This window comes from Achromobacter sp. SLBN-14, from assembly GCF_006715415.1.
Classification (GTDB): Bacteria; Pseudomonadota; Gammaproteobacteria; order Burkholderiales; family Burkholderiaceae_B; genus Achromobacter; species Achromobacter mucicolens.
This window is the reverse complement of the sequence record NZ_VFNE01000001.1, coordinates 2,224,142-2,247,697: the sequence shown is the minus strand read 5'-3', so window position 1 is coordinate 2,247,697 and position 23,556 is coordinate 2,224,142. Positions and strand designations below refer to the sequence as shown.

At 65.7% G+C, this 23,556-nt stretch carries 31 protein-coding genes; 2 read left to right on the top strand and 29 right to left on the bottom strand.

Features of this window, described 5'->3' with window-relative positions:
* Window positions 1-19: 19 nt before the first annotated feature.
* The 5 genes from FBY20_RS10235 to petA all read right to left on the bottom strand — a co-directional run bounded on the left by FBY20_RS10235 (window position 20) and on the right by petA (window position 4,229).
* Window positions 20-472 (bottom strand): ClpXP protease specificity-enhancing factor, encoded by a 453-nt coding sequence (locus tag FBY20_RS10235; RefSeq protein ID WP_062840171.1) that lies wholly within the window; start codon window positions 470-472, stop codon window positions 20-22.
* Between the two features lie 13 nt (window positions 473-485).
* A complete protein-coding gene (locus FBY20_RS10230) occupies window positions 486-1,097 on the bottom strand; it encodes a glutathione S-transferase N-terminal domain-containing protein (RefSeq protein ID WP_006388039.1) in 612 nt (203 codons plus the stop codon).
* Between the two features lie 151 nt (window positions 1,098-1,248).
* On the bottom strand, window positions 1,249-2,100 hold the full coding sequence (locus tag FBY20_RS10225; protein ID WP_056320427.1) for a cytochrome c1: 852 nt from the start codon (window positions 2,098-2,100) through the stop codon (window positions 1,249-1,251).
* Window positions 2,101-2,124: 24 nt separating this feature from the next.
* A complete protein-coding gene (locus FBY20_RS10220) occupies window positions 2,125-3,513 on the bottom strand; it encodes a cytochrome bc complex cytochrome b subunit (protein WP_056320424.1) in 1,389 nt (462 codons plus the stop codon).
* A 74-nt stretch (window positions 3,514-3,587) separates the two neighbouring features.
* Complete coding sequence (gene petA / locus FBY20_RS10215) at window positions 3,588-4,229, bottom strand: ubiquinol-cytochrome c reductase iron-sulfur subunit (RefSeq protein WP_056320422.1); 642 nt, start codon at window positions 4,227-4,229, stop codon at window positions 3,588-3,590.
* Between the two features lie 138 nt (window positions 4,230-4,367).
* Here petA and mscL point away from each other — a divergent pair, with 138 nt between their 5' ends.
* Window positions 4,368-4,814, top strand: coding sequence for a large conductance mechanosensitive channel protein MscL (gene mscL / locus FBY20_RS10210; protein WP_062840174.1), 447 nt, complete (start codon window positions 4,368-4,370; stop codon window positions 4,812-4,814).
* 52 nt (window positions 4,815-4,866) lie between these two features.
* Here the strand turns inward: mscL and FBY20_RS10205 are convergent, their stop codons facing one another.
* The gene (locus FBY20_RS10205) at window positions 4,867-5,643 is read right to left on the bottom strand and encodes a Nif3-like dinuclear metal center hexameric protein (RefSeq protein ID WP_056320416.1); all 777 of its coding nucleotides are present in this window, start codon (window positions 5,641-5,643) and stop codon (window positions 4,867-4,869) included.
* Window positions 5,644-5,662: 19 nt separating this feature from the next.
* Between FBY20_RS10205 and FBY20_RS10200 the strand changes: the two genes are divergently transcribed.
* On the top strand, window positions 5,663-6,820 hold the full coding sequence (locus FBY20_RS10200) for a trypsin-like peptidase domain-containing protein (protein WP_142051899.1): 1,158 nt from the start codon (window positions 5,663-5,665) through the stop codon (window positions 6,818-6,820).
* Here the strand turns inward: FBY20_RS10200 and FBY20_RS10195 are convergent.
* From FBY20_RS10195 to FBY20_RS10085, 23 genes are all read right to left on the bottom strand, one after another.
* On the bottom strand, window positions 6,817-7,239 hold the full coding sequence (locus FBY20_RS10195) for a helix-turn-helix domain-containing protein (protein ID WP_056320412.1): 423 nt from the start codon (window positions 7,237-7,239) through the stop codon (window positions 6,817-6,819). The two genes, FBY20_RS10200 and FBY20_RS10195, sit on opposite strands and share 4 nt — an antisense overlap.
* A gap of 87 nt (window positions 7,240-7,326) precedes the next feature.
* Window positions 7,327-8,121 carry a twin-arginine translocase subunit TatC gene (tatC, locus tag FBY20_RS10190; RefSeq protein ID WP_056320409.1) on the bottom strand — a complete coding sequence of 265 codons (795 nt, stop codon included), beginning with the start codon at window positions 8,119-8,121 and terminating at the stop codon, window positions 7,327-7,329.
* Window positions 8,118-8,699, bottom strand: coding sequence for a Sec-independent protein translocase protein TatB (gene tatB, locus FBY20_RS10185; protein WP_142051896.1), 582 nt, complete (start codon window positions 8,697-8,699; stop codon window positions 8,118-8,120). The genes tatC and tatB overlap by 4 nt, the downstream gene beginning before the upstream one ends.
* A 75-nt stretch (window positions 8,700-8,774) precedes the next feature.
* A complete protein-coding gene (gene tatA, locus FBY20_RS10180) occupies window positions 8,775-9,002 on the bottom strand; it encodes a Sec-independent protein translocase subunit TatA (protein WP_056320404.1) in 228 nt (75 codons plus the stop codon).
* A 14-nt stretch (window positions 9,003-9,016) separates the two neighbouring features.
* Window positions 9,017-9,385 carry a histidine triad nucleotide-binding protein gene (locus FBY20_RS10175; protein ID WP_056320402.1) on the bottom strand — a complete coding sequence of 123 codons (369 nt, stop codon included), beginning with the start codon at window positions 9,383-9,385 and terminating at the stop codon, window positions 9,017-9,019.
* A gap of 17 nt (window positions 9,386-9,402) precedes the next feature.
* The gene (locus FBY20_RS10170; protein ID WP_062840179.1) at window positions 9,403-9,753 is read right to left on the bottom strand and encodes a phosphoribosyl-ATP diphosphatase; all 351 of its coding nucleotides are present in this window, start codon (window positions 9,751-9,753) and stop codon (window positions 9,403-9,405) included.
* A complete protein-coding gene (hisI, locus tag FBY20_RS10165) occupies window positions 9,750-10,154 on the bottom strand; it encodes a phosphoribosyl-AMP cyclohydrolase (RefSeq protein WP_056320398.1) in 405 nt (134 codons plus the stop codon). Before hisI ends, FBY20_RS10170 begins: the two co-directional genes overlap by 4 nt.
* A gap of 2 nt (window positions 10,155-10,156) precedes the next feature.
* Window positions 10,157-10,978 (bottom strand): imidazole glycerol phosphate synthase subunit HisF, encoded by an 822-nt coding sequence (gene hisF, locus FBY20_RS10160; protein ID WP_056320396.1) that lies wholly within the window; start codon window positions 10,976-10,978, stop codon window positions 10,157-10,159.
* Window positions 10,975-11,715 (bottom strand): 1-(5-phosphoribosyl)-5-[(5-phosphoribosylamino)methylideneamino]imidazole-4-carboxamide isomerase, encoded by a 741-nt coding sequence (hisA, locus tag FBY20_RS10155; protein WP_006224535.1) that lies wholly within the window; start codon window positions 11,713-11,715, stop codon window positions 10,975-10,977. The genes hisF and hisA overlap by 4 nt, the downstream gene beginning before the upstream one ends.
* A 56-nt stretch (window positions 11,716-11,771) precedes the next feature.
* Complete coding sequence (hisH, locus tag FBY20_RS10150; protein WP_062840181.1) at window positions 11,772-12,470, bottom strand: imidazole glycerol phosphate synthase subunit HisH; 699 nt, start codon at window positions 12,468-12,470, stop codon at window positions 11,772-11,774.
* 52 nt (window positions 12,471-12,522) lie between these two features.
* A complete protein-coding gene (gene hisB / locus FBY20_RS10145) occupies window positions 12,523-13,110 on the bottom strand; it encodes an imidazoleglycerol-phosphate dehydratase HisB (protein WP_008160445.1) in 588 nt (195 codons plus the stop codon).
* Window position 13,111: 1 nt separating this feature from the next.
* Window positions 13,112-14,215 carry a histidinol-phosphate transaminase gene (gene hisC / locus FBY20_RS10140; RefSeq protein WP_142051893.1) on the bottom strand — a complete coding sequence of 368 codons (1,104 nt, stop codon included), beginning with the start codon at window positions 14,213-14,215 and terminating at the stop codon, window positions 13,112-13,114.
* Complete coding sequence (hisD, locus tag FBY20_RS10135) at window positions 14,212-15,516, bottom strand: histidinol dehydrogenase (protein WP_142051890.1); 1,305 nt, start codon at window positions 15,514-15,516, stop codon at window positions 14,212-14,214. The genes hisC and hisD overlap by 4 nt, the downstream gene beginning before the upstream one ends.
* A 61-nt stretch (window positions 15,517-15,577) precedes the next feature.
* Window positions 15,578-16,252, bottom strand: a complete 675-nt coding sequence (hisG, locus tag FBY20_RS10130) for an ATP phosphoribosyltransferase (protein WP_056320385.1) — start codon at window positions 16,250-16,252, stop codon at window positions 15,578-15,580.
* Window positions 16,249-17,520, bottom strand: a complete 1,272-nt coding sequence (gene murA, locus FBY20_RS10125) for a UDP-N-acetylglucosamine 1-carboxyvinyltransferase (RefSeq protein ID WP_142055880.1) — start codon at window positions 17,518-17,520, stop codon at window positions 16,249-16,251. Before murA ends, hisG begins: the two co-directional genes overlap by 4 nt.
* Entirely contained in the window at window positions 17,520-17,765 is a 246-nt protein-coding gene (locus FBY20_RS10120) for a BolA family protein (protein ID WP_056320382.1), read from the bottom strand. The genes murA and FBY20_RS10120 overlap by 1 nt, the downstream gene beginning before the upstream one ends.
* Before the next feature lie 5 nt (window positions 17,766-17,770).
* Window positions 17,771-18,583, bottom strand: coding sequence for an ABC transporter permease (locus tag FBY20_RS10115; protein ID WP_056320380.1), 813 nt, complete (start codon window positions 18,581-18,583; stop codon window positions 17,771-17,773).
* The gene (locus tag FBY20_RS10110; protein WP_056320378.1) at window positions 18,580-19,392 is read right to left on the bottom strand and encodes an ABC transporter ATP-binding protein; all 813 of its coding nucleotides are present in this window, start codon (window positions 19,390-19,392) and stop codon (window positions 18,580-18,582) included. The genes FBY20_RS10115 and FBY20_RS10110 overlap by 4 nt, the downstream gene beginning before the upstream one ends.
* A gap of 175 nt (window positions 19,393-19,567) precedes the next feature.
* Window positions 19,568-20,206 (bottom strand): phospholipid-binding protein MlaC, encoded by a 639-nt coding sequence (locus tag FBY20_RS10105; protein WP_056320376.1) that lies wholly within the window; start codon window positions 20,204-20,206, stop codon window positions 19,568-19,570.
* Window positions 20,207-20,243: 37 nt separating this feature from the next.
* Window positions 20,244-21,050, bottom strand: a complete 807-nt coding sequence (locus tag FBY20_RS10100; RefSeq protein WP_056320374.1) for a VacJ family lipoprotein — start codon at window positions 21,048-21,050, stop codon at window positions 20,244-20,246.
* A gap of 81 nt (window positions 21,051-21,131) precedes the next feature.
* The gene (gene mlaD, locus FBY20_RS10095) at window positions 21,132-21,632 is read right to left on the bottom strand and encodes an outer membrane lipid asymmetry maintenance protein MlaD (protein ID WP_056320371.1); all 501 of its coding nucleotides are present in this window, start codon (window positions 21,630-21,632) and stop codon (window positions 21,132-21,134) included.
* 12 nt (window positions 21,633-21,644) lie between these two features.
* A complete protein-coding gene (gene mlaE / locus FBY20_RS10090) occupies window positions 21,645-22,433 on the bottom strand; it encodes a lipid asymmetry maintenance ABC transporter permease subunit MlaE (protein WP_056320369.1) in 789 nt (262 codons plus the stop codon).
* Entirely contained in the window at window positions 22,430-23,266 is an 837-nt protein-coding gene (locus tag FBY20_RS10085) for an ABC transporter ATP-binding protein (RefSeq protein WP_142051887.1), read from the bottom strand. The genes mlaE and FBY20_RS10085 overlap by 4 nt, the downstream gene beginning before the upstream one ends.
* Between the last annotated feature and the right edge of the window lie 290 nt (window positions 23,267-23,556).

Sequence of the window (23,556 nt, the reverse complement as noted above, 5' to 3'; positions counted from 1 at the left end):
AGCCCCTCTCGTGGGGGCGTTATTTGACGATGGTCAGGCGCGGGCGCTTGGGTTCGTCGTCGTCGCCGTCGTCGTCGCCAGGGGCTGGATTGGCGTCAGAGCCTTCCGGGGCGGCAGGGGCCGGCGAGGCGCCCTGGGCGCCGGCTTCGGGCGGCTCGTAGGGCTGGACCTCGAAGCCCATGCCGGCGCCGGTTTCGCGCGCATAGATGGCGCTGACGGCGCCCACGGGAACGTAGACGTTTTCGGTCACGCCGCTGAAGCGGGCCTGGAATTCAATGAATTCGTTGCCCAGCACCAGACGGTTGGTGGCCAGCGTGCCTACGTTCAGCGTGATCTGGCCGTCGCGCACGTGGGCGACGGGCACCATGGTGTGCTCGTCGACCTGCACGGTGATGTACGGCGTATAGCCGTTATCAGTGCACCATTCGTGCAGTGCGCGGATCAGATACGGTTTGGTCGAAGTTTCACCCATTACACAACCAGCCTTAGCGACGCATCACTTTTTCCGAAGGCGTCAGCGCTTCGATGTAGGCCGGGCGCGAGAAGATGCGTTCGGCGTACTTTTGCAGCGGAGCCGCATTCTTGGGCAGTTCGATGCCGTAGTGGTCCAGGCGCCAGAGCAGCGGTGCCACGGCCACGTCGAGCATGGAGAATTCCTCGCCCAGCATGTACTTGTTCTTGAGCAGCATCGGGGCCAGCTGGGCCAGGCGATCGCGGATGTTCTGGCGAGCGTTGGCGAGCTTCTTTTCGTCGGGCTTGGCGCTGCGGTCTTCCAGCGTCGAGACGTGAACGAAGAGTTCCTTCTCGAAGTTGTAGAGGAACAGACGCGTGCGGGCGCGCATGACCGGGTCGGCGGGCATGAGCTGCGGGTGCGGGAAGCGCTCGTCGATGTACTCGTTGATGATGTTCGACTCGTACAGAACCAGGTCGCGTTCGACCAGAATGGGCACTTGACCGTACGGGTTCATCACCGAGATGTCTTCGGGCTTGTTGTACAGGTCGATGTCGCGGATCTCGAAATCCATACCCTTTTCGAACAACACGAAGCGGCAGCGTTGCGAAAACGGACACGTGGTTCCGGAATAGAGCACCATCATGGCGGTAAGTCCTTTATTGAAAAACGAAAGGCCAGCGCCTAAATCTAGCAGGCGCTGGCCCCAATTGCCAGGCAGGATAGGCGTACGGCCCTATCCGCCTCTTCCGTCCCCGATAGACGGGGTGGCTGGGGAACCTGGCGGGGCGTTACGGTTAGCGCACGTGTTTCCAGTACGAGGCATTCAGGCGCCACGTAACAAAGAAGAACAGGAGCAGGAACAACATGACGCCGACGCCGATGCGGACACGCAGTGTCTGGACGGGCTCGGCCATCCAGGACATGAATGCGGTCAGATCAGCGACGTCGTTGTCGTATGTTGCGGTTTGGGCCGGGTTGGCGGCCTTGAATTTGGCATCGAAGGTGGCATGGCCATGGTGATTGGCTAACGGCTCGGCCTTCACCGTGGCAAAACCCTGTGCATCGTACACCGTTGTGACGCGTTCCCAGGATTTGGGGGCGCCGTCCTTGCCTTCGACCTCGTGGACAGCGACCGTGGTCAGCTCGCGCGGACCCTGTTCCTGCCAGAGGGCATGCGGCATGCCGACCGACGGGAAGACCAGGTTGTTCCAGCCCGTGGCGCGCGACGTGTCGCGGTAGAAGGTGCGCAGGTAGGTGTACAGATAGTCGGATCCCGAGGGCCCGGCGTTCACGGATTTGGCGCGGGCGATCACGGACAAGTCCGGGGGCGTCGTGCCAAACCAGGCCTTGGCGTCCTTCGGCGTCATGGCGACGTGCATCATGTCGCCAATCTTTTCGCCGGTGAACAGCAGGCTGGTCTTGATCTGTTCGTCGGTCAGCCCGATGTCCCGGAGCTTGTTGTAGCGCATCGAGGATGCGCTATGACAGTTCAGGCAGTAATTGACGAACAGCTTGGCGCCGTTTTGTAGCGACGCCATGTCGTTGACGCGGTAAGGCGCCTTATCCAGCGGATAGCCGCCTCCGGCGGCAAAGGTAGCGGTACACGTGAGCATCAAGGCCACGGCACCAATCAGCTTCTTGATCATGGTTAGTCCGTTATTCTCGTTGGCTCAATGGGCGTGGAACGTGACGCGGTCGGGCACTTGCTTGAAGGTGCCCAGGCGGCTCCATACCGGCATCAGGAAGAAGAAGGCCAGGTACAGCAGCGTGCCGATCTGCGACGTCAGGTTCAACGGCGGACTGGGCGGCTGCGTACCGATATAGCCAAGCACCAGGAAGTTGACCATGAAGATGCCGTAGATCCACTTGTGCCAGGTGGGGCGGTAGCGGATGGACTTGACCGGCGAATGATCCAGCCAGGGCAGGAAGAACAGGATGACGACCGTGCCGCCCATGGCCACCACACCCCAGAACTTGGCGTCGATGACGCGCAGCAGCACGGCGACGACGATCAGGATGCCGGGGACGGCGATGCGCATGAAGCCCTTCAGGTTGCTCTTGGCAAACAGCACGATGGCGCCCAGCACCGACGCGCCCGCCAGCACCCACGTGAATTCATCGGTGGTGGCACGGAGCATCGAGTAGAACGGCGTGAAGTACCAGACCGGCGCAATGTGCGGAGGCGTCTTCAGCGAGTCAGCGGGAATGAAGTTGTTGAACTCGAGGAAGTACCCGCCCATTTCCGGCGCGAAGAACACGATGGCCGCGAACACCAGCAGGAAGCCCGCCACGCCCACCAGGTCATGCACCGAGTAGAACGGATGGAACGGGATGCCGTCTTTCGGGCGACCGTACTTGTCCTTCGGGCCCTGCTTGATCTCGACGCCGTCCGGGTTGTTGGAGCCGACTTCGTGCAGCGCCACCAGGTGCGCGGCAACCAGGCCGATCAGCACCAGCGGAATGGCGATGACGTGGAAGGCGAAGAAGCGGTTCAGCGTGGCGTCGGACACGACGTAGTCGCCGCGGATCCAGATGGACAGTTCAGGGCCGATGAACGGGATGGCCGCGAACAGGTTCACGATCACCTGGGCGCCCCAGTACGACATCTGGCCCCAGGGCAGCAGGTAGCCGAAGAACGCTTCGGCCATCAGACAGAGGAAGATCGCGACGCCGAAGATCCACACCAGTTCGCGGGGCTTGCGGTACGAACCGTAGAGCAGGCCGCGCAGCATGTGCAGGTAAACCACGACGAAGAACATCGAGGCGCCGGTCGAGTGCATGTAGCGCACCAGCCAGCCCCACGGGACCTCGCGCATGATGTATTCGACGGACTGGAACGCGCGCTCGGCGTCCGGCTTGTAGTGCATGACCAGGAAGATGCCGGTCACGATCTGCAGCACCAGCACCAGAAGCGCCAGCGAGCCAAAGAAATACCAGAAGTTGAAATTCTTGGGTGCGTAATACTCGGACAGATGGGCTTTCCAGGTGGAGGTCACCGGAAAGCGCCGGTCCAGCCAGCCCAACAGGCCTGTCGTCTCGACGGTTTTCTCGCCAGCCATGTAACGGCTCCTTCTCTAATACGTGGCGTATTGTTTTTACTTACGTAGATCGGGAAAAAAGCGCGACGCGAGCGTCAGGCCTTGTTGTCTTCATCGACGCCCACGATGATGCGGGTGTCGCTGAGGTACTGGTACGGCGGAACTTCGAGATTATCGGGGGCAGGCTTGTTCTTGAAGACCCGGCCAGCCAGGTCGAACGTGGAGCCGTGGCAGGGACAGAGGAATCCACCTTGCCAATCCGCGCCCAGACCGCCGCCGCCACCCGTTTCGAAGTGCGCGGTGGGCGAGCAACCCAGGTGCGTGCAGATGCCGACGCAGACGAAGAGCTCGGGCTTGCGCGAGCGGGCTTCGTTTTCGGCATAGGGAGGGGTGAAGCCGGGCCGCTTGGATTGCGGGTCGGCAAGCAGGGGGTCCAGCGCTTTCAGACCGGCGAGCTGCTCGGGCGAGCGGTGGATGATCCACACCGGTTTGCCGCGCCATTCGACCGTTTTCATGGCGCCGACAGGAATGTCGCCGACATCCACCTCAACGGGCGCCCCGGCCGCGCGGGCTTTTTCAGAGGGAGAAAACGTGCTCACAAGCGGCACTGCCGTTGCGACACCTGCTACGCCGCCCACAGCACAGGCGGTGGTAACCCAGAAACGTCGCGAAGGATCAGGTGGCAGGTTGGGATCAACCGCACCGTCATCGTCATGCACCAGCGTATCCTGACTCATCTTCCTATCCTTGTTGATGCGCCCGCTCAACGAGTAGCATCACTTCTGCGGCATCGGGTTCGCGGGAATATGTAACAACATAGCAACCGCGTATTATAGGCCAGCCTACCCCAGGCGTATCACGAATGGAGCGGATTTATGAGCAAATCGACTGGTTTCGTCAAAGAGTTTCGAGATTTCGCGGTCAAGGGCAACGCGGTCGATCTGGCCGTCGGTGTCATTATCGGCGCGGCCTTCGGCAGGATCGTCGACTCGCTGGTGCGGGACATCATCATGCCGCTCGTCAATTTCATCCTGGGCGGATCGGTCGATTTCTCGAATAAATTCCTCGTCCTGTCGATGCCCGAGGGCTATTCGGGTCCGATGACCTACGCGGAGCTGACCAAGGCCGGCGCCAATGTGTTTGCGTGGGGCAACTTCGTCACCATCATCATCAATTTCGTCCTGCTGGCGTTCGTGATCTTCTGGATGGTCAAGGCCATCTACAAGGCCCGCAACAAGCAGGAGGAAGCGCCGGCGCCGGCCAAGACGCCGGAAGACGTCGCCCTGCTGCGCGAAATCCGCGACCTGCTCAAGCGGCCGTAAATGAAAAAGCGTCCCTGATGGGACGCTTTTGTTTCTTGCCAGGGCGGCAGGGTCAGGCGGGATTGTCGATATCCACGAATTCGACCTTGACGCCGAAGCGCTCGGCCACGGCCTGTCCCAGCGCCTGGACGCCGTAGCGTTCGGTGGCGTGGTGGCCGGCCGCGATGAAGCCAACGCCGGTTTCACGCGCCAGGTGCACCGTGGATTCGGACACTTCGCCGGTGATGTAGACGCTTGCGCCCGCATCCACGGCGTCGGCCATCATGCCCTGGGCGCCGCCCGTGCACCAGGCGATGGTCGCCAGCGGCTGGTCCGGATCGCCCACGACGAGCGGCGGGCGGCCCAGGCGTTGCGCCACGCGCTCGCCCAACTGGCCCAGGGTCGTCAGGCCGCTGGCCTCGCCTAGCCAGATCAGCCCGTCCTGGCCGCAGGTCAGGGGCGCACCATCGTCGCGCCGCGCGGGGGACAGGCCCAGCACACGCGCCAGCTGCGCGTTGTTGCCCAGCGTGGGGTGCGCATCCAGCGGCAGATGGTAGGCGTACAGATTCAGGTCGTTCTTCAGCGTCAGAGCCATGCGGGTGCGACGAGTGCCGATGACGCGGCGGTCTTCGTTGCGCCACATCCAGCCGTGATGCACCAGCACCGCATCCGCGCCGCGTTCGACGGCGGCGCGCAGCAATGCTTCGCTGGCCGTCACACCGGTGATAATGTGTCCGACCTCGGATCGGCCTTCCACCTGCATCCCGTTGGGACAGTAGTCCTTGAAACGGGCCGCCTGCAGGGTGTCGTCCAGCCAGCTGGCCAGGACGCGGGAGTCCACTTTATTCATTGCTAGTCCTATCAGAAACATGCGCCGATATTGGCTGATCTTCGCTCAGGCCGTCACGGTCTGCCTGGGTATTCTATTCGTGGTGACGACGTTGCGGCCCGACCTGCTGCGGGTGAACGGGCCCGGCGCGGTCCTGCCGGCCACCGCGGCGCCCGTGCGCGCGCCCGCCGGCGACGTAGGCGCGGTGTCGTACGCGGACGGCGTGGCGAAGGCGGCGCCCTCGGTGGTGAACGTATTCACCACCAAGCACGTGAACGTGCCGTTGATCCCGCTGCCCGATGACCCGGTGCTGCGCCAGCTGTTTGGACAGATGCCGGGCGTGAGCCGCCGGGAGGCCTCGACCAGCCTGGGCTCGGGCGTGATCGTGAACGCGGACGGCTACGTGCTGACCAACTACCACGTGGTGCAGGCCGCGGACGCCATCGAGGTGGCGCTGCGCGACGGGCGGCGCGACACGGCCAAGGTCGTGGGCGCGGATCCGGACACGGACTTGGCGGTGCTCAAGTTGTCCAGCCTGCGCGAGCTGCCCGCCGCGACGCTGGCGTCCGACAAGGGCCTGCGGGTGGGCGACGTGGTGCTGGCGATCGGCAACCCGTTTGGCGTGGGACAAACGACCACGCAGGGCATCGTGTCGGCGCTGGGCCGCAATGGCCTGGGCCTGAATACCTACGAGAACTTCATCCAGACCGACGCGGCGATCAACCCCGGCAATTCGGGCGGCGCGCTGGTGGACGCCTACGGCAACCTGGTGGGCATCAATACCGCCATCTATTCGGAATCCGGCGGGTCGATGGGCATCGGGTTTGCGACGCCGATCGAGATCGCGCGCAAGGTGATGGACGATATCGTCAAGACCGGCTCGGTCAAGCGCGGGTGGCTGGGTGTGGAGCCGCAGGACGTGACGCCGGAACTGGCGCGGGCCTTTGCGTTGCCGCGCGACACGACGGGGGTGATCATCGCCGGCGTCATGCGCGATGGTCCGGGTGCGCGCGGCGGCTTGCGCGTGGGCGACATCGTGCAGTCGGTCAATGGCAAGCGGGTGGCGGACACGACCGGCCTGCTATCGGAGATTGCGCAGTTGCCGCCCGGCCAGCGGGCCGCGCTGGGCATTTTGCGCGGCGGCAAGCCCGCGGAGCTGGCGGTGGTGGTGGGTACACGACCGGGCAAGCCACGCTAGGCGCATTTACGCGCCGCCGCACGGGCGGCGCCGGGGCTGATGCCGGTGCCGGGCTTGTCAGACAGTTCGCGCACCAGGGCCAGGATCAGCCGCTTGGTGCTGTCGGGTTGCGGCGCAAGCCGCGCGCAGATTTCGGCGCAGTAGCCATCGACGCCATTGGCTGCGGCGTCTGGCAGCCGGGGCGCGGGGTGGGCCCCGGGCGCGGCGGCGGGCACCACGCCATCTGTCAGCCACGGCACGCTGGTGCCCAGGGCGTGCGCCAGGCGCACGAGCGTATTGCGGGCGGGCGAATAGCGGTCTTCGCGGGTAAGGATGCGATGAATGCAGGACTGCGGCACGCCCGACAGGCGCGCAAGCTGGTTCTGGCTATGGATGCCGCGCCACCGCATGAGGGTGCGCAGTCTTTGAGAAAGCGACATGACTGCAATGTAGGACTGCGGTCAGAGGCCGACAAGGTAAAACGGTCCGCTTTTATGCGGACCGTCTTGGTGGCTGTGCGCCCGGGGTCAGTGGCGTTCGGTCAGGGAGTCCGAGGCTGCGTCGTCCTCCGACGCGCTTTCCTTGGGTGTGACCATGCGGGCGCAGATCAGGCCGACCTCGTACAGCAGGCAAAGCGGCACGGCCAGCATGAACTGGCTGACCACGTCGGGCGGGGTGACCACGGCGGCGATGATGAAGGCGCCCACCACCACGTAGCCGCGCGCGGCCTTCAGCTTGGAGAGCTCGACCACGCCCATCTTGACCAGCAGCACGACCGCTACCGGCACTTCGAACGTGATGCCGAACGCCAGGAACATCGTCATGACGAAGCTGAGATAGGCCTCGATGTCCGGCGCCGGCGTGATGGACTGCGGCGCGAACGTGGCGATGAAGTGGAACACCGTGCGAAACACCACGAAATAGCAGAACGCCATGCCCGCGATGAAGAGAAACGTGCTGGAAACGATGAGCGGCAGCGCCAGGCGCTTTTCGTGCCGGTACAGCCCGGGGGCCACGAAGGCCCAGGCCTGATACAGCACCACCGGCAGCGCCAGGATGAACGCGGCCATCATCGTGACCTTGACGGGCACCATGAACGGCGTGATGACGCCGGTCGCGATCATGCGGGTGCCTTCGGGCAGCGAGGCCAGCATGGGCGCGGCCAGCACGTCGTAGATGGCCGACGCGCCGGGATAGATGAAGAGCACGATGAACACCGCCACCACGGCGCCGACAGCGCGCAGCAGACGGGTGCGCAGCTCGACCAGATGGGAGATGAAGGTCTCTTGCTGGCCTTCTTCTTGGGTTGCGTCCTGGGTCACGACGAAGTTCCGGAAGGCGAGACGGGCTTGGCGGCAGGCGCGGCGACGTCAGCCGCGGTCGCGCTGGGCGCCGGGGCGGGTTGATGTTGGGGGGCGGCCGGGCGCGGGTCGGCGTTGGGCACGGGTTGGGGCTCGGCGGCAGGCAGGTCCAGGTCCAGATTGTGGTTCTGGCTGGGCGGGGCGATCGTGCGAGCGGGCTCGGCGGGCGTGTCCGCGGCGGGCGCCTGCGTGGCAGTCGCCGTGGCCGGTGAGGCGGGAGCGGCCTTGCCGCTGGCTTCGCGGGCGACTTCGTCCAATTCGGCTCGGAACTGCTGCACCGGTTCCTGCAGCGAGGCGCCGGTCTCGTTCAGCGATTGCTGCACGCCCTGGGCCGCGTCTTCCATTTCAGTCTTGAACTTGCGGAGTTCGTCGAGTTCGATTTCGCGCTGGATATCGGACTTGACGTCATTGACGTAACGCTGCGCGCGGCCCAGCAGGTGACCGACGGTGCGGGCAACCTTGGGCAGGCGTTCGGGGCCGATGACGATCAGGGCGACGACGCCGATCACCATCAGTTCAGTGAGGCTGACATCAAACATTCGACGGCCGCTCGGGAATTGAAGCAATAAGGGCCGGCCCGTTCAGGGCTGGCCCGGAGGGAGACTGGCTGACGCTCAGGAGTTGGACTTTTCCTTGGCCTGCACGTCGATGGTGTCGCCGGCAACGCGCTGCTGCGTGACCGGTTCGGCGGGCTTGTCGCTGTTGGCTTCCTTCATGCCGTCCTTGAAACCCTTGACCGCGCCACCCAGATCGCCGCCGATGTTGCGCAGCTTCTTGGTGCCGAAAATCAGCGCGACGATGACCAGGACGACCAACCAATGCCAAATGCTGAAACTACCCATGATGATTCTCCGAATTACGCAGTGGGGGCCACGCGCCCTTTCCAGGGACGCGAGCCGCCGATGATGTGGAAATGCAGATGCGGGACTTCCTGGCCGCCTTCGACGCCAGAGTTGATCATGATGCGAAATCCGCCATCGGGGCCCGGACGGCAACCGTTTTCGGCGGCAAGCCGCGGCGCCAACGACATCATTCTACCCAACCAATCTGCGTCCTCGCCCGTAATATCCTGCATGGATGTGACATGACGTCGAGGAATCAGCAGTAAATGGACCGGCGCGGCCGGATTGATATCGTGAAATGCAACAAAGTCCTCGTCCTCGTAGACCTTCTTGGACGGGATGTCGCCGGCGGCGATCTTGCAGAAAAGGCAGTTGTCGCTCATGGGTTTGGTTTCCGTGGTCAGTCCTTCGGGCGGCTTGCCTTTTCCACCAGGCCCGACAGGCCCTCGCGGCGTGCCAGCTCGGCCAGCACGTCTTCAGGCCGCAGATTGAAATGCGTCAGCGCCACCAGGCAGTGGAACCACAAATCGGCGGTTTCGCTGACGATGCGGTCGGGCACGCCATCCTTGGCGGCCATGACCAGTTCCGTGGCTTCTTCCCCGATCTTCTTCAAAAAGGCGTCGGGGCCCTTGGCCAGCAGCTTGGCCGTGTAGGAAGCCTGGGGATCGCCGCCATTTTGCGGGCGGCGCGTTTCCAGCGTGTCTGCGATGCGCGCCAGGATGTCGGCGGCGGTCAGGGTCTGATCGGTCATTTGTAGATGAGTTCCGGGTCTTTGAGCACCGGATCCACCGTGACCCACGACGCATGGTCGGTCTGGCCTTCCAGGCGGCGGAAAAAGCAGCTGGCGCGGCCGGTGTGGCAGGCGATGCCGCCTTGCTGGTGGACCTTCAGCAGGACCACGTCGCCGTCGCAATCCAGGCGCAGTTCATGCACTTCCTGGACATGGCCGGATTCTTCGCCCTTGCGCCACAGACGCTTGCGCGAGCGCGACCAATAAACCGCGCGGCCGGTGGCGGCCGTTTCGGCCAGCGATTCGCGGTTCATCCAGGCGACCATCATGATCTGGCCGTTTTCGGCGTCTTGGGCGATGGCGGGGATCAGGCCGTTTTCGTCGAAGACGACGTCGGCCATCCAGGCAGGTTCGTTGCTCATGTTCAGTCCAATCGTACGGCGATGCCCTGTTCGGCCATGAAGCGCTTGCACTCGCCGACGGTATGCTGGCCAAAATGGAAGATGCTGGCGGCCAGCACCGCGCTGGCGCGGCCGGTGGTGACGCCATCGGCCAGATGCTGCAGGTTGCCGACGCCGCCGGAGGCGATGACGGGCACCGGTACCGCGTCCGAGACGGTGCGGGTCAGTTCCAGGTCGAAACCGGACTTGGTGCCATCGCGGTCCATGCTGGTGAGCAGGATTTCGCCCGCGCCATAGGCGGCCATGCGGCGCGCCCACGCCACGGCGTCCAGGCCGGTGGCCTTGCGGCCGCCGTGCGTGAAGACTTCCCAGCGCGCCGGTTCGCCGGCCGCGGAGACGCGGCGGGCGTCGATGGCCACGACCACGCATTGCGAGCCGTGGTAGTCCGAGGCTGCGCGAACCAGGTCGGGATTGGCCACTGCGGCGCTGTTGATGCTGATCTTGTCGGCGCCGGCGTTCAGCAGACGCTGGATGTCGGACACCTGGCGCACGCCGCCGCCCACCGTCAGCGGAATGAAGACCTGCGAGGCCACCTGCTCGATGATGGGCAGGATCAGGTCGCGGCCGTCGCTGGTGGCGGTGATGTCCAGGAACGTGAGTTCGTCGGCGCCCTGCTCGTTGTAGCGGCGGGCGATCTCGACGGGGTCGCCCGCGTCGAGCAGGTTGACGAAGTTCACGCCCTTGACGACGCGGCCGGCCGTGACGTCAAGGCAGGGAATGATGCGGCGGGTCAGCGCGTTGTGCATGGTCGCGCCGGCCCCAGGGGTGCTGCTGGATGTGGTCATTTTGCCAATTCGTCGGCGCGCGCCTGCGCGGCCTGGAAGTCGAGCGTGCCTTCGTAGATGCTGCGGCCCAGGATGGCGCCTTCGACACCCTCTTCCTCGACGGCGCACAGCGCCTCGATGTCCTGGATGCCGGCGATGCCGCCCGAGGCGTACACGGGAATGCGCACGTGCTGGGCCAGGCGTACGGTGGCTTCGACGTTGACGCCCGACAGCATGCCGTCACGGCCGATGTCGGTGTAGATGATGGCTTCGCAGCCGTAGTCTTCGAACTTCTTGGCCAGATCCAGCACGTCGTGGCGGGTCAGCTTGCTCCAGCCATCGGTGGCGATCTTGCCGTCGCGGGCGTCCAGGCCGACGATGATCTGGCCGGGGAAAGCGCCGCAGGCGTCCTGCAGGAAGCCCGGATTCTTGACGGCGGCCGTACCGATGATGACGTAGGAGATGCCGGCGTCGAGGTAGCGCTCGATGGTGTCCAGGTCACGGATGCCCCCGCCGATCTGGACGGGAATGTCGTCGCCGACGGCGTCCAGGATCGCCTTGATGGGCGCTTCGTTCTTGGGCTTGCCGGCAACGGCGCCGTTCAGGTCGACCAGATGCAGGCGGCGGGCGCCCTGGTCAAGCCAGCGGGTGGCCATGGCGGCGGGGTCTTCGGAGAACACCGTTGCATCGTCCAGGTCACCCTGGCGCAGGCGCACGCAACGCCCGTCTTTGAGATCGATGGCGGGGATCAGCAGCATGGTTGGCAGCGAGAAAAAAAATGGGGTTGAACGGGCTGGCGCACGGGGCTCGGGGCCTACGGCTGCCAGTCTACAAAATTGCGATACAGGCGCAAACCGTGCTCGGCGCTCTTTTCGGGGTGGAACTGCACCGCGAAAATGTTAGCTGCCGCCACCGCGCAGGTAAAGGTGACGCCATAATCGGTTTCACCAACCGTCAGGCCCGGATCGGCCGGATCGGCGTAATAACTATGGACGAAATAGAAGTGCGAGTCGTCCGGAATGCCTTCCCAGATCGGGTGAGACCGGGTGTGGCGGACCTTGTTCCAGCCCATGTGCGGCACCTTCAGGCGCTCGGGGCGGGTGTCCGCCAGACCTGCCGCGCCCGTGTCGGCCAGGCAGGCTTCGTCGTCGGCGGGGATCAGGTCGGCAAAGCCGGGGCCGGAAAAGCGGCGCACGACGCCCGGGAACAGGCCCAGGCAGGTGGTGGCGCCTTCTTCGCTGGCGTCGAACAGCATCTGTTCGCCCACGCAGACGCCCAGCAGGGGCTTTTCGCGGGCGGCGCGCACGACGGCGTCGCGCAGTCCGGATTCGTTCAGGGTGCGCATGCAGTCCGCCATCGCGCCCTGGCCCGGAAACACCACGCGGTCGGCGGCGGCGATTTCCTGGGGCTGGTTGCAGATGCGGATGTCGGCGTCAGGCGCGGCGTATTTCAGGGCGCGTGCGACGGAATGGAAATTGCCCATTCCATAGTCGACGATGGCGATAGTGGTCACTTCTGTCTGCCTGGTGCGGTGCGAAGGGGATGGCTTGCCTGGGTTGCGTACCTTACAGCACGCCCTTGGTGGACGGCACGACGTCGCCCATGCGCGGGTCGACTTCCAGCGCCATGCGCAGCGCGCGGCCACAGGCCTTGAACACGGTTTCCGCCTGATGGTGCGAGTTGAAGCCGCGCAGGTTGTCGATGTGCATCGTGATCAGCGCGTGATTGACCAGGCCCTGGAAGAATTCGCGCGTGAGGTCCACATCGAAGCTGCCGATGTGCGAGCGCGTGAACGGGATGTGATATTCCAGGCCGGGACGGCCGGAGAAGTCCACCACCACGCGCGATAGCGCTTCGTCCAGCGGCACGTAAGCGTGACCGTAGCGGCGCAGGCCGGCCTTGGTGCCCGCGGCCTTGGCGATGGCCATGCCCAGCGTGATGCCCACGTCTTCCACCGTGTGATGCGCGTCGATATGCAGGTCGCCCTCGGCCTTGATGTCCAGGTCGATCAGGCCGTGACGCGCGATCTGGTCCAGCATGTGATCCAGGAAGGGCACGCCCGTGTCGATCGTCTGCTTGCCGGTGCCATCCAGGTTGATGGCCACGCGGATGCGGGTTTCGTTGGTGTTGCGGGTGATTTCTGCGGTACGCATGTTAAGCACTCAAGATCTCTTGCAGGGCGGATAGCAAGGCGGCGTTCTCGGCCGGGGCGCCCACCGAGATGCGCAGGCAGTTGGCCAGCAGCGGGTGGGCATTGGAGAAGTTGCGAATCAATATTTTGCGCGTTTTCAGGGCAAGATGCACGGCGTTGCCATCGAGCTTGCCGGAAAAGCGGGCCAGAATGAAATTGGCCGCGGAAGGGAATACCCTGACGCCGGGCAATTGCGCCAGCGCCGCGGCCAGCGGTTCGCGGTCGGCGCGCAGCCGGGCCGCCTGTTCGTCCAGCACGGCCTTGTGCCGCAGCACGGCCTGCAGCGTGGCCTGCGTCAGCACGTTCAGGTTGTAGGGCGGGCGCACCTTGTTCAGCTCGGCGATCCAGGCCGGATCGCCGGCCAGGTAGCCGAAGCGCAGCCCGGCCAGGCCGATCTTGGACACGGTGCGCATGACGACCACGTTGGGCGCATCCAGCACCTGCGGCATCCAGGTGTAGTCCGCGAACGGCTGGTAGGCCTCGTCGATCACCACGAGCCCCGGCGCGGCCTGGATGATGGCGTTCACGTCTTCCGGCGACCACAGGCCGCCGGTGGGGTTGTTGGGGGTGGCCAGGAACACCAGCTTAGGCTGATGCTGGCCGATGGCCGCCAGCATGGCCGGCAGGTCCAGGGTCAGGTCATCGGTCAGCGGCACGCCCACGAAACGCGCGTGGTCAAAACGCGCGGCCATGTCGAAATACACGAACGACGGCCACGGCGACAGCACCGCGTCGCCTGGGTTGCAGCACGCCTGCACCATCAGGTGGATGAGCTCGTCGGAGCCGTTGCCGAACAACACGTCTGCGGCGTCCGGTACGCCAAAGGCCGTCTTGACGGCGGCCTCAAGCGCCGACAGGTCGGCGGACGGATAGCGGTTCAGCGGCGTGTCGCGGACGGCGCGCGCGATGTCATCGCGCACGGCTTCGGGCAGCTCGTACGGGCATTCCATGGCGTCCAGCTTGATGCAGCCTTCGGCATGGGCAACGGGGTACGCCGCCAGCTCGCGGATGTCGGCGCGGACGGTGCCTTTGACGCGGCCGGCGACGTCCGCCGGTCCCGCGCTCATGTCTTGTCGACCCGGTACTGGGCGCTTGCGGCATGCGCCTGCAAGCCCTCGCCCAGCGCCAGTTCGGCGGCGATGCGGCCCAGCGTCTGGGCGCCGGCGTGCGAGACCTGGATCAGGCTGGAACGCTTCTGGAAGTCATACACGCCCAGCGGCGACGAGAAGCGCGCCGTGCGCGAGGTGGGCAGCACGTGGTTCGGGCCGGCGCAGTAGTCGCCCAGGGCTTCCGAGCTGAAGCGGCCCATGAAGATGGCGCCGGCGTGGCGGATGCGGGCGGTCCAGACCTCGGGCTGCTCGGTGGAGATTTCCAAATGCTCGGGGGCGATGTCGTTGGCGATCTGGCAGGCTTCTTCCAGGTCACGCACCAGGATCAGCGCGCCGCGGTTGGCCAGGCTGACGCGCAGGATGTCGGCGCGCGGCATGGTGGGCAGGAGGCGGGCGATGGCCGCTTCGACTTCTTCGATGAAGGCGGCGTCGGGACAGAGCAGGATGGACTGGGCGAGCTCGTCGTGCTCGGCCTGCGAGAACAGGTCCATCGCGATCCAGTCGGCCGGCGTCTTGCCGTCGCAGATGACCAGAATTTCGCTGGGGCCGGCGATCATGTCGATGCCGACCACGCCGAACACGCGGCGCTTGGCGGCCGCGACGTAGGCATTGCCCGGGCCGACGATCTTGTCCACGGCCGGCACGGTGCCGGTGCCATAGGCCAGCGCACCCACGGCCTGCGCGCCGCCGATGGCGAACACGCGGTCCACGCCGCCGATGGCGGCGGCGGCCAGCACGATGGGATTGCGCACGCCGTCCGGCGTGGGCGTGACCATGACCAATTCCTGCACGCCCGCGACCTTGGCCGGAATGGCGTTCATCAGCACGGACGACGGATACGCGGCCTTGCCGCCGGGCACGTACAGGCCCACGCGGTCCAGCGGCGTGACCTGCTGGCCAAGCAGCGTGCCGTCGGCTTCGGTGTAGGTCCAGGTCTCGGCGCGCTGGCGCTCGTGGTAGGCGCGCACGCGGTCGGCGGCGGCTTCCAGCGCATTGCGCTGCGCGGCCGGCAGCCCGGCCAGGGCCGCATGCCAATCGGCCTTGGGGATCTCCAGCGTATGCGCTGCCGCGTCCGGCATGCGGTCGAACCGCTGCGTGTATTCCACCAGCGCGGCGTCGCCGCGGGTGCGCACGTCGGCCAGGATGCTGGCGGCGGCACGGTCGATGGATTCGTCCTCGGTGGCCTCGAAGGCCAGCAGCTTGGACAGGGCGGATTTGAATCCGGGATCGCGGGAGTCGAGACGATTGATCAGGGCCATGGCGTCATGGAGCAAAGCAGGTAACGGTATCGGCCGCCGCGCCGGGCGCGGCGGGCGGGAGTCAGACGTTGCGGGAGGCCGCTCTTGCGAAGGCGTCCAGCAGCGGCTGCAGGCGGTCGCCGCGGGTTTTCAGGGCGGCCTGGTTGACGATCAGGCGCGACGAGATCGGCATGACGTCTTCCACGGCGACCAGGTCGTTGGCGCGCAGCGTGCCGCCGGTGGACACCAGGTCGACGATGCAATCGGCCAGGCCGACGAGCGGCGCCAGTTCCATCGAACCATACAGCTTGATGATGTCCACGTACACACCCTTGGCCGCGAAGTGTTCACGGGCTGACTGCACGTACTTGGTGGCCACGCGCAGGCGCGCGCCCTGGTGGACCGCGGCGTCGTAGTCAAAGCCGTTGCGCACGGCCACGGCCAGGCGGCACTTGGCGATGTTCAGGTCGATGGGCTGGTACAGGCCGCCGGGCTGTTCCTTGGCGTGCTCGATCAGCACGTCCTTGCCCGCGATGCCCAGGTCGGCCGCGCCGTACTGCACGTAGGTGGGCACATCCGAGGCGCGCACGATGATCAGGCGCAGGCCGGGATCGCTGGTGGGCAGGATGAGCTTGCGCGAGCTTTCGGGATTTTCGGGGACTTCGATGCCGGCTTCCGCCAGCAACGGCATGGTCTCTTCGAAGATGCGGCCCTTGGACAGCGCCAGGGTCAGGGGGGTGACGGAGGCATTGCTCATTGAGCCTGTTCCTTGCCGGTAACTCGTTGGATATCCGCGCCCAGGGCGCGCAGTTTCACTTCCATCTGATCGTAGCCGCGATCCAGGTGGTAGATGCGGTCGACCAGCGTATCGCCATCGGCGGCCAGGCCGGCGATGACCAGGCTGGCCGAGGCGCGCAGGTCGGTCGCCATGACCGTTGCGCCCGACAGGCGCGGCACGCCGCGCACGACAGCGGTGTGGCCGTCGATGTCGATCTGGGCGCCCATGCGGCGCAGTTCCTGCACGTGCATGTAGCGGTTCTCGAAGATGGTCTCGACGATGACCGACGTGCCGTCGGCCACGGTGTTCAGCGCCATCAGCTGGGCCTGCATGTCGGTGGCAAAGCCCGGGTATTCGTGCGTGCGGAAACCCACGGCCTTGGGGCGCTTGTCCATCGCGCCGCGGATCCAGCCGGGACCGGTCTCGATGGTCAGGCCCGCTTCGGTCAGCTTGTCCAGCGTGGCGCCCAGGATGTCGGCATCCGCGTTCTTGAGCAGGATGTCGCCGCCCGCCGCGCCCACCGCGCACAGGAAGGTGCCGGCTTCGATGCGGTCGGAGATGACGCGGTGTTCTGCGCCGTGCAGGCGCTCGACGCCGTCGATGACGATGCGGTCGGTGCCGTGGCCCTGGATGCGGGCGCCCATCTTGATGAGCAGTTCCGCCAGGTCGACCACTTCGGGCTCGCGCGCGGCGTTTTCCAGCACGGTGCGGCCCTCGGCCAGCACGGCGGCCATCAGCAGGTTTTCCGTGCCGGTGACCGTGACCATGTCGGTGCGGATGGAGGCTCCCTTCAGGCGCTTGGCGCGCGCCACCACGAAGCCGTGCTCGATGCTGATTTCAGCGCCCAGCGCGGCCAGGCCCTTGATGTGCTGGTCGACCGGCCGCTGGCCGATGGTGCAGCCGCCGGGCAGGCTGACGCGCGCTTCGCCGAACCGCGCGACCAGCGGGCCGAGCACCAGGATCGAGGCGCGCATCGTCTTGACCAGGTCGTACGGCGCTTCCAGGTTGTCGACGTTGCTGGCCTGCAGCGTGACGATGCCGTCGTCGGCGCGTTCGGCGCGCACGCCCATGCGGGCCAGCAGGCGCAGCATGGTGCCGGTGTCGTTCAGGCGCGGCACATTGGACAGAACCAGCGTGTCGGCGGTCAGCAGACCCGCGCACAGGATCGGCAGGGCCGAGTTCTTGGCGCCGGAAATGGAGATCTCGCCATGCAGCCGCGCGCCGCCGGTAATGCGAAGCTTGTCCATCATTCGCCCGCTTTCTGGTATTCGGCGGGGGTCAGGGTGCGCATCGACAGGGCGTGGATCTCGGCTTTCATGCGGTCGCCCAGCGCGGCGTAGACGAGCTGGTGGCGCTGGATCAGGCGCTTGCCTTCGAAGGCCGTGCTGACGATGACGGCGTCGAAATGCGACCCGTCGCCCTGCACGTCGAGATGTTCACAGGGCAGGCCGTCAGCGATGTATTGGCGGACTTGCGCGGGAGTGGGAAGCATGGACGTCAGTTCCTGAGTTTGTAGCCGCTGGCCAGAAGCCGCAGCGCGTAAGCGGAGAGCGCAAGGAACACCGCCGTCACCACCGCCAGGCTGTGCCAGGGCGAGACGTCCGACACCGAGAAGAATCCGTAGCGGAATCCGTCGATGGTGTAGAAGATGGGGTTCCAGTGCGAGACGCTTTGCCAGAACGGCGGCAGCGTATGGATGGAATAGAACACGCCGGACAGGAAGGTGGCCGGCATGATCAGGAAGTTCTGGAAGGCCGCGAGCTGGTCGAATTTTTCGGACCACAGGCCCGCGACCAGTCCCAGCGTGCCCATGATGCCGCACGCCATCACTGCAAAGACGAGCACCCACAGCGGATGCGCGGGCGCCAGCGGCACGAAGAACAGCGCCACGGCCCACACGCACAGGCCGACCGCCAGACCCCGCGCGATCGCGGCCAGCACGTAGGCGCCGAAGATGTCCCGGTGCGACAGCGGCGGCAGCAGCATGAACACCAGGTTGCCGGTGATGCGGCTCTGGATGAGCGACGAGGACGGATTGGCGAACGCGTTCTGCAGCATGCTCATCATCATGAGCCCGGGGATCAGGAACGACGTGTAGGGCACGGTGCCGTACACCGTGACGCGCCCTTCCAGCACGTGCGCGAAGACCAGCAGGTACAGCAGCGCGGTGATGACGGGCGCGGCGATGGTCTGGAAGCTGACCTTCCAGAAGCGCAGCAATTCCTTGCGCAGCAGGGTCGGAAAGCCGGAGCCGGCGTCCAGACGGGGCTGCACCAGCGGCTGGCCGGCAGGCGTGGCGGGCTGGGTCATGATGAGATCTCTTCGGGTTGCAGGGCGCGCGCGCCGGGCTCGTCGTCCTGGTGCATGATGCGCACGAAGGCGTCTTCCAGGTCCACGCCGCCCACGCGGGCAAGCAGCGCCTGGGTGGTGTCCAGCGCCACGACACGCCCGCCCTTGAGCATGGCGATGCGATTACAGAGCGCCTCGGCCTCTTCCAGGTAGTGCGTGGTGAGCATGATGGTGTGGCCGGCCTTGTTCAGCCGCGAAATGAACTCCCACAGCGTGCGGCGCAGGTCCACGTCCACGCCCGCGGTCGGCTCGTCCAGCACGATGACGGGCGGGCGGTGCACCAGCGCCTGCGCCACCAGCACCCGGCGCTTCATGCCGCCGGACAGCGCGCGCATGTTGGAATTGGCCTTGTCGGCCAGGCCCAGGTTGAACAGGATCTCGTCGATCCAGTCGTCGTTCTTGCGCAGGCCGAAGTACCCGGACTGGATGCGCAGCGTCTCGCGCACGGTAAAGAACGGGTCATAGACCAATTCCTGCGGCACGACGCCCAGCGCCCGCCGCGCCGACTTGTAGTCGGCCACGACGTCGTAACCACAGACGGTGGCGCGGCCCGAGGTGGCGTGCGCCAGGCCCGCCAGGATGGAGATGAGCGTGGTCTTGCCCGCGCCGTTGGGACCGAGCAGGCCGAAGAACTCGCCGTGCTCGATGTTCAGGCTGACGTTGTCCAGCGCCTGAAAGCCGGGCCGGGGCGCGCGCCCGAGCAGTTTCTGCCAGCCGCGCTGGCGCGGCGAGTAGATCTTGGAGACGTTTTCTAGGCTGACGGCGGACATGACGGGGGGAGATGGCCCGGAAAGAGCGAATTGACCATTATATAAGCGCGGTGCGGCAGGAGCCCTGATGGCCCCGGTGGCAAAGGGGATGCCCCGCTCGTTGCGTCCCCAAAAACAATCGGCCCGGCGGACCCCCGAGGGGACGCGCCGGGCCGGGCTGAGCCTGAACGGGTCTTTACTTGTTGCGCTGGTTCAGCGCCTGGATCAGGCCGTCGATGCCGTTCTGGTTGATCTGCTGGGCGAACTGGTTGCGGTAGTTCTCGATCAGCCAGATGCCTTCGACGTTCATGTCGTAGATCTTCCAGCCCTGCGGGGTCTTTTCCAGGCGGTAATCCACGCCCACCGGCTGGCTGTTGGACTGGCTGATCAGCGTGCGCACGACCACGTCGTCGGCCTTGGGATCGCCGCGGAACGGCAGGCCGGTGATGGTGGTGCTGGACGTGACGCGGGTCAGCGCGCCGCTGTACGTGCGGATCAGCGTGCCGCGAAAAGCCTCGGCCAGCGCCGTTTTCTGCTGGTCGGAGGCCTGGCGCCAGTAGCGGCCGGCGGCCAGGCGCGTCGTCTTCTGGAAGTTGACGTACGGCAGGATGTGCTGGTCGACGACCTGGTTGATGCGGGCGGTGTTGCCGGCCCGGACCGCGCCGTCAGCCTTCAGGACATCCAGGGCCTCGTTGGCGGCAGCCAGCACGAATTGTTCGGGCGGGCCGTTGGGATCCGGCTTGGCTTGTGCGGCTGACGCGGCCGTGGCGGCGGACAGGCCGAGCAGGCCCGCGAACATCAGTCGCTGCAACAGGGAGGGAACGGAAAATCGCATCAAATCTCCTTCAGTACCGAAAGCGCAATCCGACAGCTTACTTGTTCGCGGGTTGCGGTGCAGGCACGGGGGCCGGCGCGGGGGCGGCGGGGGCGTCGTCGCCGTCGTCTTCGTAGTTGGGCAGCGAGCCTTCGTCATCCACGCGATGGCCCAGGACCATGGCGGCGCGGCGTTGCAGGAAGGCGTCGCGCACGAAGCTGTACGGGTCCAGCGCCACGCGGTCGATGGTGTCGGTCGTGTCGAGCAGGTTGGCGCGCGTGTCGACGATGCGCAGGCCCCACAGCGAATTGCGCAGGCGGACGTTGTCGATCGAGTCCACGCCCATGTAGCCGTAGGTGGTGCCGTACAGGTCGCCGACCAGGCCGACGCCGTCACGCACGCTGGAGGCGCCGAAGAACGGCAGCACCAGGTACGGACCCTGGCTGAAGCCCCAGACGCCGAGCGTCGTGCCGAAATCGTTGGGGATCTTGCGCGCGCCATTGGCCGAGGCGACGTCGAAGCAGCCGCCCACGCCCATGGTCGTGTTGAACAGGAAGCGGCCCAGCGTGTTCACGAAGTCGTGGCCGCGGCCCTGCAGGAAGCTGTTGGTGCCGGACCACAGGTCGCCGACGTTGCTGAAGATGTTGTGGATGCAGCTGCGCACGGGCTGCGGCGTCACGAACGTGTAGGCCTGCGCGACCGGCTTGAACACCGCGCGGTCGACCGTGTCGTTGAACTGGTAGACGCCACGGTTGAAGCCTTCCCAGGGGTCGCGCGGATCCGGATTCTTGGGTGCGGCGCAGCCGGCCATCAGCGCGCCCGCCGCTGCGACGGTGGCAATTCGGGAAATAGCTTTCTTATTCATGATCCGGGTATCCCTATCAACATTCTTTTGTTATCGCGACCGCGAGACGCAGCGTAGTAACGGCTTGTTTGTGCCGGGCCTTTAATCCTGCGCCTTGGGAGCGCCTTCCGGCGCGGCGGTCGTGCCCTGCTTTTCCGCCGACCCGTACAGGAATTGGCTGATCAGCTGCTCCAGGACCACGGCGCTTTGTGTATAGCGGATTTTTCCGCCGTCGGTAAAGTTATCTTCCTCGCTTCCGGCGGTCAGGCCCAGGTATTGCTCGCCCAGGAGGCCCGAGGTCAGGATGGCGGCCGACGAGTCCTTGGGGAACTGGTATGCCGTTTCCAGATCGACCGAAACGATGGCCTGGAAGGTCTTGTCGTCGAAGGAAATGTTCGTGACCCGGCCCACCACCACGCCGGCGCTCTTGACCGGCGCGCGCACCTTGAGGCCGCCTACGTTATCGAAGTTGGCGGTCACGGTATAGGTCGGGGCAAAGGAAAAAGTGCTCAAGTTGCCGGCGCGCAACGCCAGGAATCCAAGCGCGATCGCGCCGAGCAATACAAACAGGCCTACCCAGAAGTCGGTTTTTTCGCGTGACATGATCGATCCGTATCAATTTCCAAACATCAAGGCGGTGAGCAGGAAGTCCAGCCCCAGCACCGCCAGCGAGCCCACGACCACGGTGCGCGTGGTGGCGCGGGCAACGCCTTCGGGGGTGGGCTTGGCCTGCCAGCCTTCGTAGAGCGCCACCAGCGTCACCGTGACGCCGAAGACGACGCTCTTGATGACGCCGTTGGCGACGTCTTTCCAGACATCGACGCCGTTCTGCATCTGCGACCAGAAGGCGCCGGCGTCCACGCCGATGAGCAGCACGCCCACGACCCAGCCGCCCAGGATGCCCACCATGGAGAACACCGCGGCCAGGATGGGCATGGCGATGATGCCGCCCCACAGGCGCGGCACGAGCACCCGGCGTATCGGGTCCACGGCCATGACTTCCATGGCCGACAATTGTTCGCCCGCTTTCATCAGGCCGATCTCGGCGGTGAGCGAGGTGCCGGCGCGGCCCGCAAAGAGCAGCGCGGTGACCACCGGCCCCAGCTCGCGCACCAGAGACAGGGCCACCAGCAGGCCCAGGGCCTCCTCGGAGCCGTAGCGGTTCAGCGTGTAGTAGCCCTGCAGGCCCAGCACGAAGCCCACGAACATGCCGGAGACGGCAATGATCAGGAGCGAATAATTGCCGATGAAGTGGACCTGCTGCGACACCAGTCGCGGGCGGGACAGCGCGATGCCGCTGCGCGCCAGCATGGCGCCGAAGAACCGGGTGAAATAGCCGATGCCGGCGACGTGGGAACGCACCCATTGGCCCAGCACGGCGATGGCGTTGTTGGATCCGCTCATGCTTTGCGCCCTTTCTGTTGCGACAGCCACTTCTGGAAGGCGGGAGTTTCGGGATATTGGAATGCAACCGGGCCGTCCGGCTGGCCTTTCAGGAATTGCTGGACGTAGAGGTCCGGCGAGGCCGCGAGCATCTGCGGCGTGCCGGCGGCGGCGAGTTGGCCGCGGCCCACCAGGTAGACCTGGTCGGCAATGGCAAAGGATTCCTGCACGTCGTGGGTGATCAGCACCGAGGCGCAACCCAGACGGTCGGCAAGGCTGCGGATCAGGCGGGCGGTGATGCCCAGCGAGATCGGGTCCAGCCCCGCGAAGGGTTCGTCGTACAGGATCAGTTCGGGTTCCAGGACCACGGCGCGGGCCAGCGCCACGCGCCGGGCCATGCCGCCGGAGATTTCCGAGACCTTCAGGTGGGCGGCGGCGCGCAGGCCCACGGCATCCAGCTTGTCGAGCACGCGGTCGGTGAGTTCGGCCTCGGGCAGGCGCGTGTGCTCGCGCAGGGGAAAGGCCACGTTCTCGAACACGTTCAGGTCGGTGAACAGCGCGCCCTGCTGGAACAGCACGCCCATGCGCTTGCGCAGGGCTTGCACTTCCGAGCGGGAGGCGGCGCCGATATCCTGGCCGAACGCCAGGACGCGGCCCTGCTGGGCGGTGATCTGGCCGGTGGCCGCGCGCAGCAGCGTGGTCTTGCCGGAGCCCGACCCTCCCATGACTGCCACCACCTGGCCCGCCCGGACGTCCATGGAAATATCGCGCAAGACGGTGAAATCACCGTAGCCAAGCGCCACACCTTCCAGGCGCAGGGCGAATTCCGGGGTGCTGCTGGTTTGAGCGGGCATGGGCAACGAAAGGGAGTTTCGGCGGCGGAGCTTGCCGTGCTGTCCTGCCGGCAAGCGGGCCGGAGAACCTGGCCGGCGCGGGCAAGACAGGCTGCGTCGGGAAGCGCCCTGTTACTCAGATGCCGGGGACGAGCTCAAGCGTCGGCTCCCGGCGGCGAGGCGCCATTGTAGCCCGACGCTGTGCAATCACAATCGGACCGGCCGCACGTGGAACAGTGTTTTCAATTCCACGGACAATCCGGCGGGCGGCTTGTTGCCATCTTGCTGGGCGTCACGGGTGTCTGACACCC

Bases quoted from the DNA above. Each gene is read 5' to 3' on its own strand.
- hisB (WP_008160445.1), bottom strand. From the start codon at position 13,110: ATGCGTACCGCAGAAATCACCCGCAACACCAACGAAACCCGCATCCGC.
- petA (WP_056320422.1), bottom strand. From the start codon at position 4,229: ATGAGTCAGGATACGCTGGTGCATGACGATGACGGTGCGGTTGATCCC.
- FBY20_RS10195 (WP_056320412.1), bottom strand. From the start codon at position 7,239: ATGTCGCTTTCTCAAAGACTGCGCACCCTCATGCGGTGGCGCGGCATC.
- FBY20_RS10120 (WP_056320382.1), bottom strand. From the start codon at position 17,765: ATGCTTCCCACTCCCGCGCAAGTCCGCCAATACATCGCTGACGGCCTG.
- hisA (WP_006224535.1), bottom strand. From the start codon at position 11,715: ATGCTGCTGATCCCCGCCATCGATCTCAAAGACGGGCGTTGCGTGCGC.
- FBY20_RS10115 (WP_056320380.1), bottom strand. From the start codon at position 18,583: ATGACCCAGCCCGCCACGCCTGCCGGCCAGCCGCTGGTGCAGCCCCGT.
- FBY20_RS10175 (WP_056320402.1), bottom strand. From the start codon at position 9,385: ATGAGCGACAACTGCCTTTTCTGCAAGATCGCCGCCGGCGACATCCCG.
- FBY20_RS10205 (WP_056320416.1), bottom strand. From the start codon at position 5,643: ATGAATAAAGTGGACTCCCGCGTCCTGGCCAGCTGGCTGGACGACACC.
- FBY20_RS10110 (WP_056320378.1), bottom strand. From the start codon at position 19,392: ATGTCCGCCGTCAGCCTAGAAAACGTCTCCAAGATCTACTCGCCGCGC.
- mlaE (WP_056320369.1), bottom strand. From the start codon at position 22,433: ATGAGCGGATCCAACAACGCCATCGCCGTGCTGGGCCAATGGGTGCGT.
- FBY20_RS10170 (WP_062840179.1), bottom strand. From the start codon at position 9,753: ATGACCGATCAGACCCTGACCGCCGCCGACATCCTGGCGCGCATCGCA.
- tatA (WP_056320404.1), bottom strand. From the start codon at position 9,002: ATGGGTAGTTTCAGCATTTGGCATTGGTTGGTCGTCCTGGTCATCGTC.
- FBY20_RS10220 (WP_056320424.1), bottom strand. From the start codon at position 3,513: ATGGCTGGCGAGAAAACCGTCGAGACGACAGGCCTGTTGGGCTGGCTG.
- mlaD (WP_056320371.1), bottom strand. From the start codon at position 21,632: ATGTCACGCGAAAAAACCGACTTCTGGGTAGGCCTGTTTGTATTGCTC.
- FBY20_RS10235 (WP_062840171.1), bottom strand. From the start codon at position 472: ATGGGTGAAACTTCGACCAAACCGTATCTGATCCGCGCACTGCACGAA.
- FBY20_RS10225 (WP_056320427.1), bottom strand. From the start codon at position 2,100: ATGATCAAGAAGCTGATTGGTGCCGTGGCCTTGATGCTCACGTGTACC.
- FBY20_RS10230 (WP_006388039.1), bottom strand. From the start codon at position 1,097: ATGATGGTGCTCTATTCCGGAACCACGTGTCCGTTTTCGCAACGCTGC.
- hisC (WP_142051893.1), bottom strand. From the start codon at position 14,215: ATGAGCGCGGGACCGGCGGACGTCGCCGGCCGCGTCAAAGGCACCGTC.
- hisG (WP_056320385.1), bottom strand. From the start codon at position 16,252: ATGAGCAATGCCTCCGTCACCCCCCTGACCCTGGCGCTGTCCAAGGGC.
- FBY20_RS10200 (WP_142051899.1), top strand. From the start codon at position 5,663: ATGCGCCGATATTGGCTGATCTTCGCTCAGGCCGTCACGGTCTGCCTG.
- hisD (WP_142051890.1), bottom strand. From the start codon at position 15,516: ATGGCCCTGATCAATCGTCTCGACTCCCGCGATCCCGGATTCAAATCC.
- tatB (WP_142051896.1), bottom strand. From the start codon at position 8,699: ATGTTTGATGTCAGCCTCACTGAACTGATGGTGATCGGCGTCGTCGCC.
- FBY20_RS10100 (WP_056320374.1), bottom strand. From the start codon at position 21,050: ATGAATAAGAAAGCTATTTCCCGAATTGCCACCGTCGCAGCGGCGGGC.
- FBY20_RS10085 (WP_142051887.1), bottom strand. From the start codon at position 23,266: ATGCCCGCTCAAACCAGCAGCACCCCGGAATTCGCCCTGCGCCTGGAA.
- FBY20_RS10105 (WP_056320376.1), bottom strand. From the start codon at position 20,206: ATGCGATTTTCCGTTCCCTCCCTGTTGCAGCGACTGATGTTCGCGGGC.
- mscL (WP_062840174.1), top strand. From the start codon at position 4,368: ATGAGCAAATCGACTGGTTTCGTCAAAGAGTTTCGAGATTTCGCGGTC.
- hisF (WP_056320396.1), bottom strand. From the start codon at position 10,978: ATGACCACATCCAGCAGCACCCCTGGGGCCGGCGCGACCATGCACAAC.
- hisI (WP_056320398.1), bottom strand. From the start codon at position 10,154: ATGAGCAACGAACCTGCCTGGATGGCCGACGTCGTCTTCGACGAAAAC.
- murA (WP_142055880.1), bottom strand. From the start codon at position 17,520: ATGGACAAGCTTCGCATTACCGGCGGCGCGCGGCTGCATGGCGAGATC.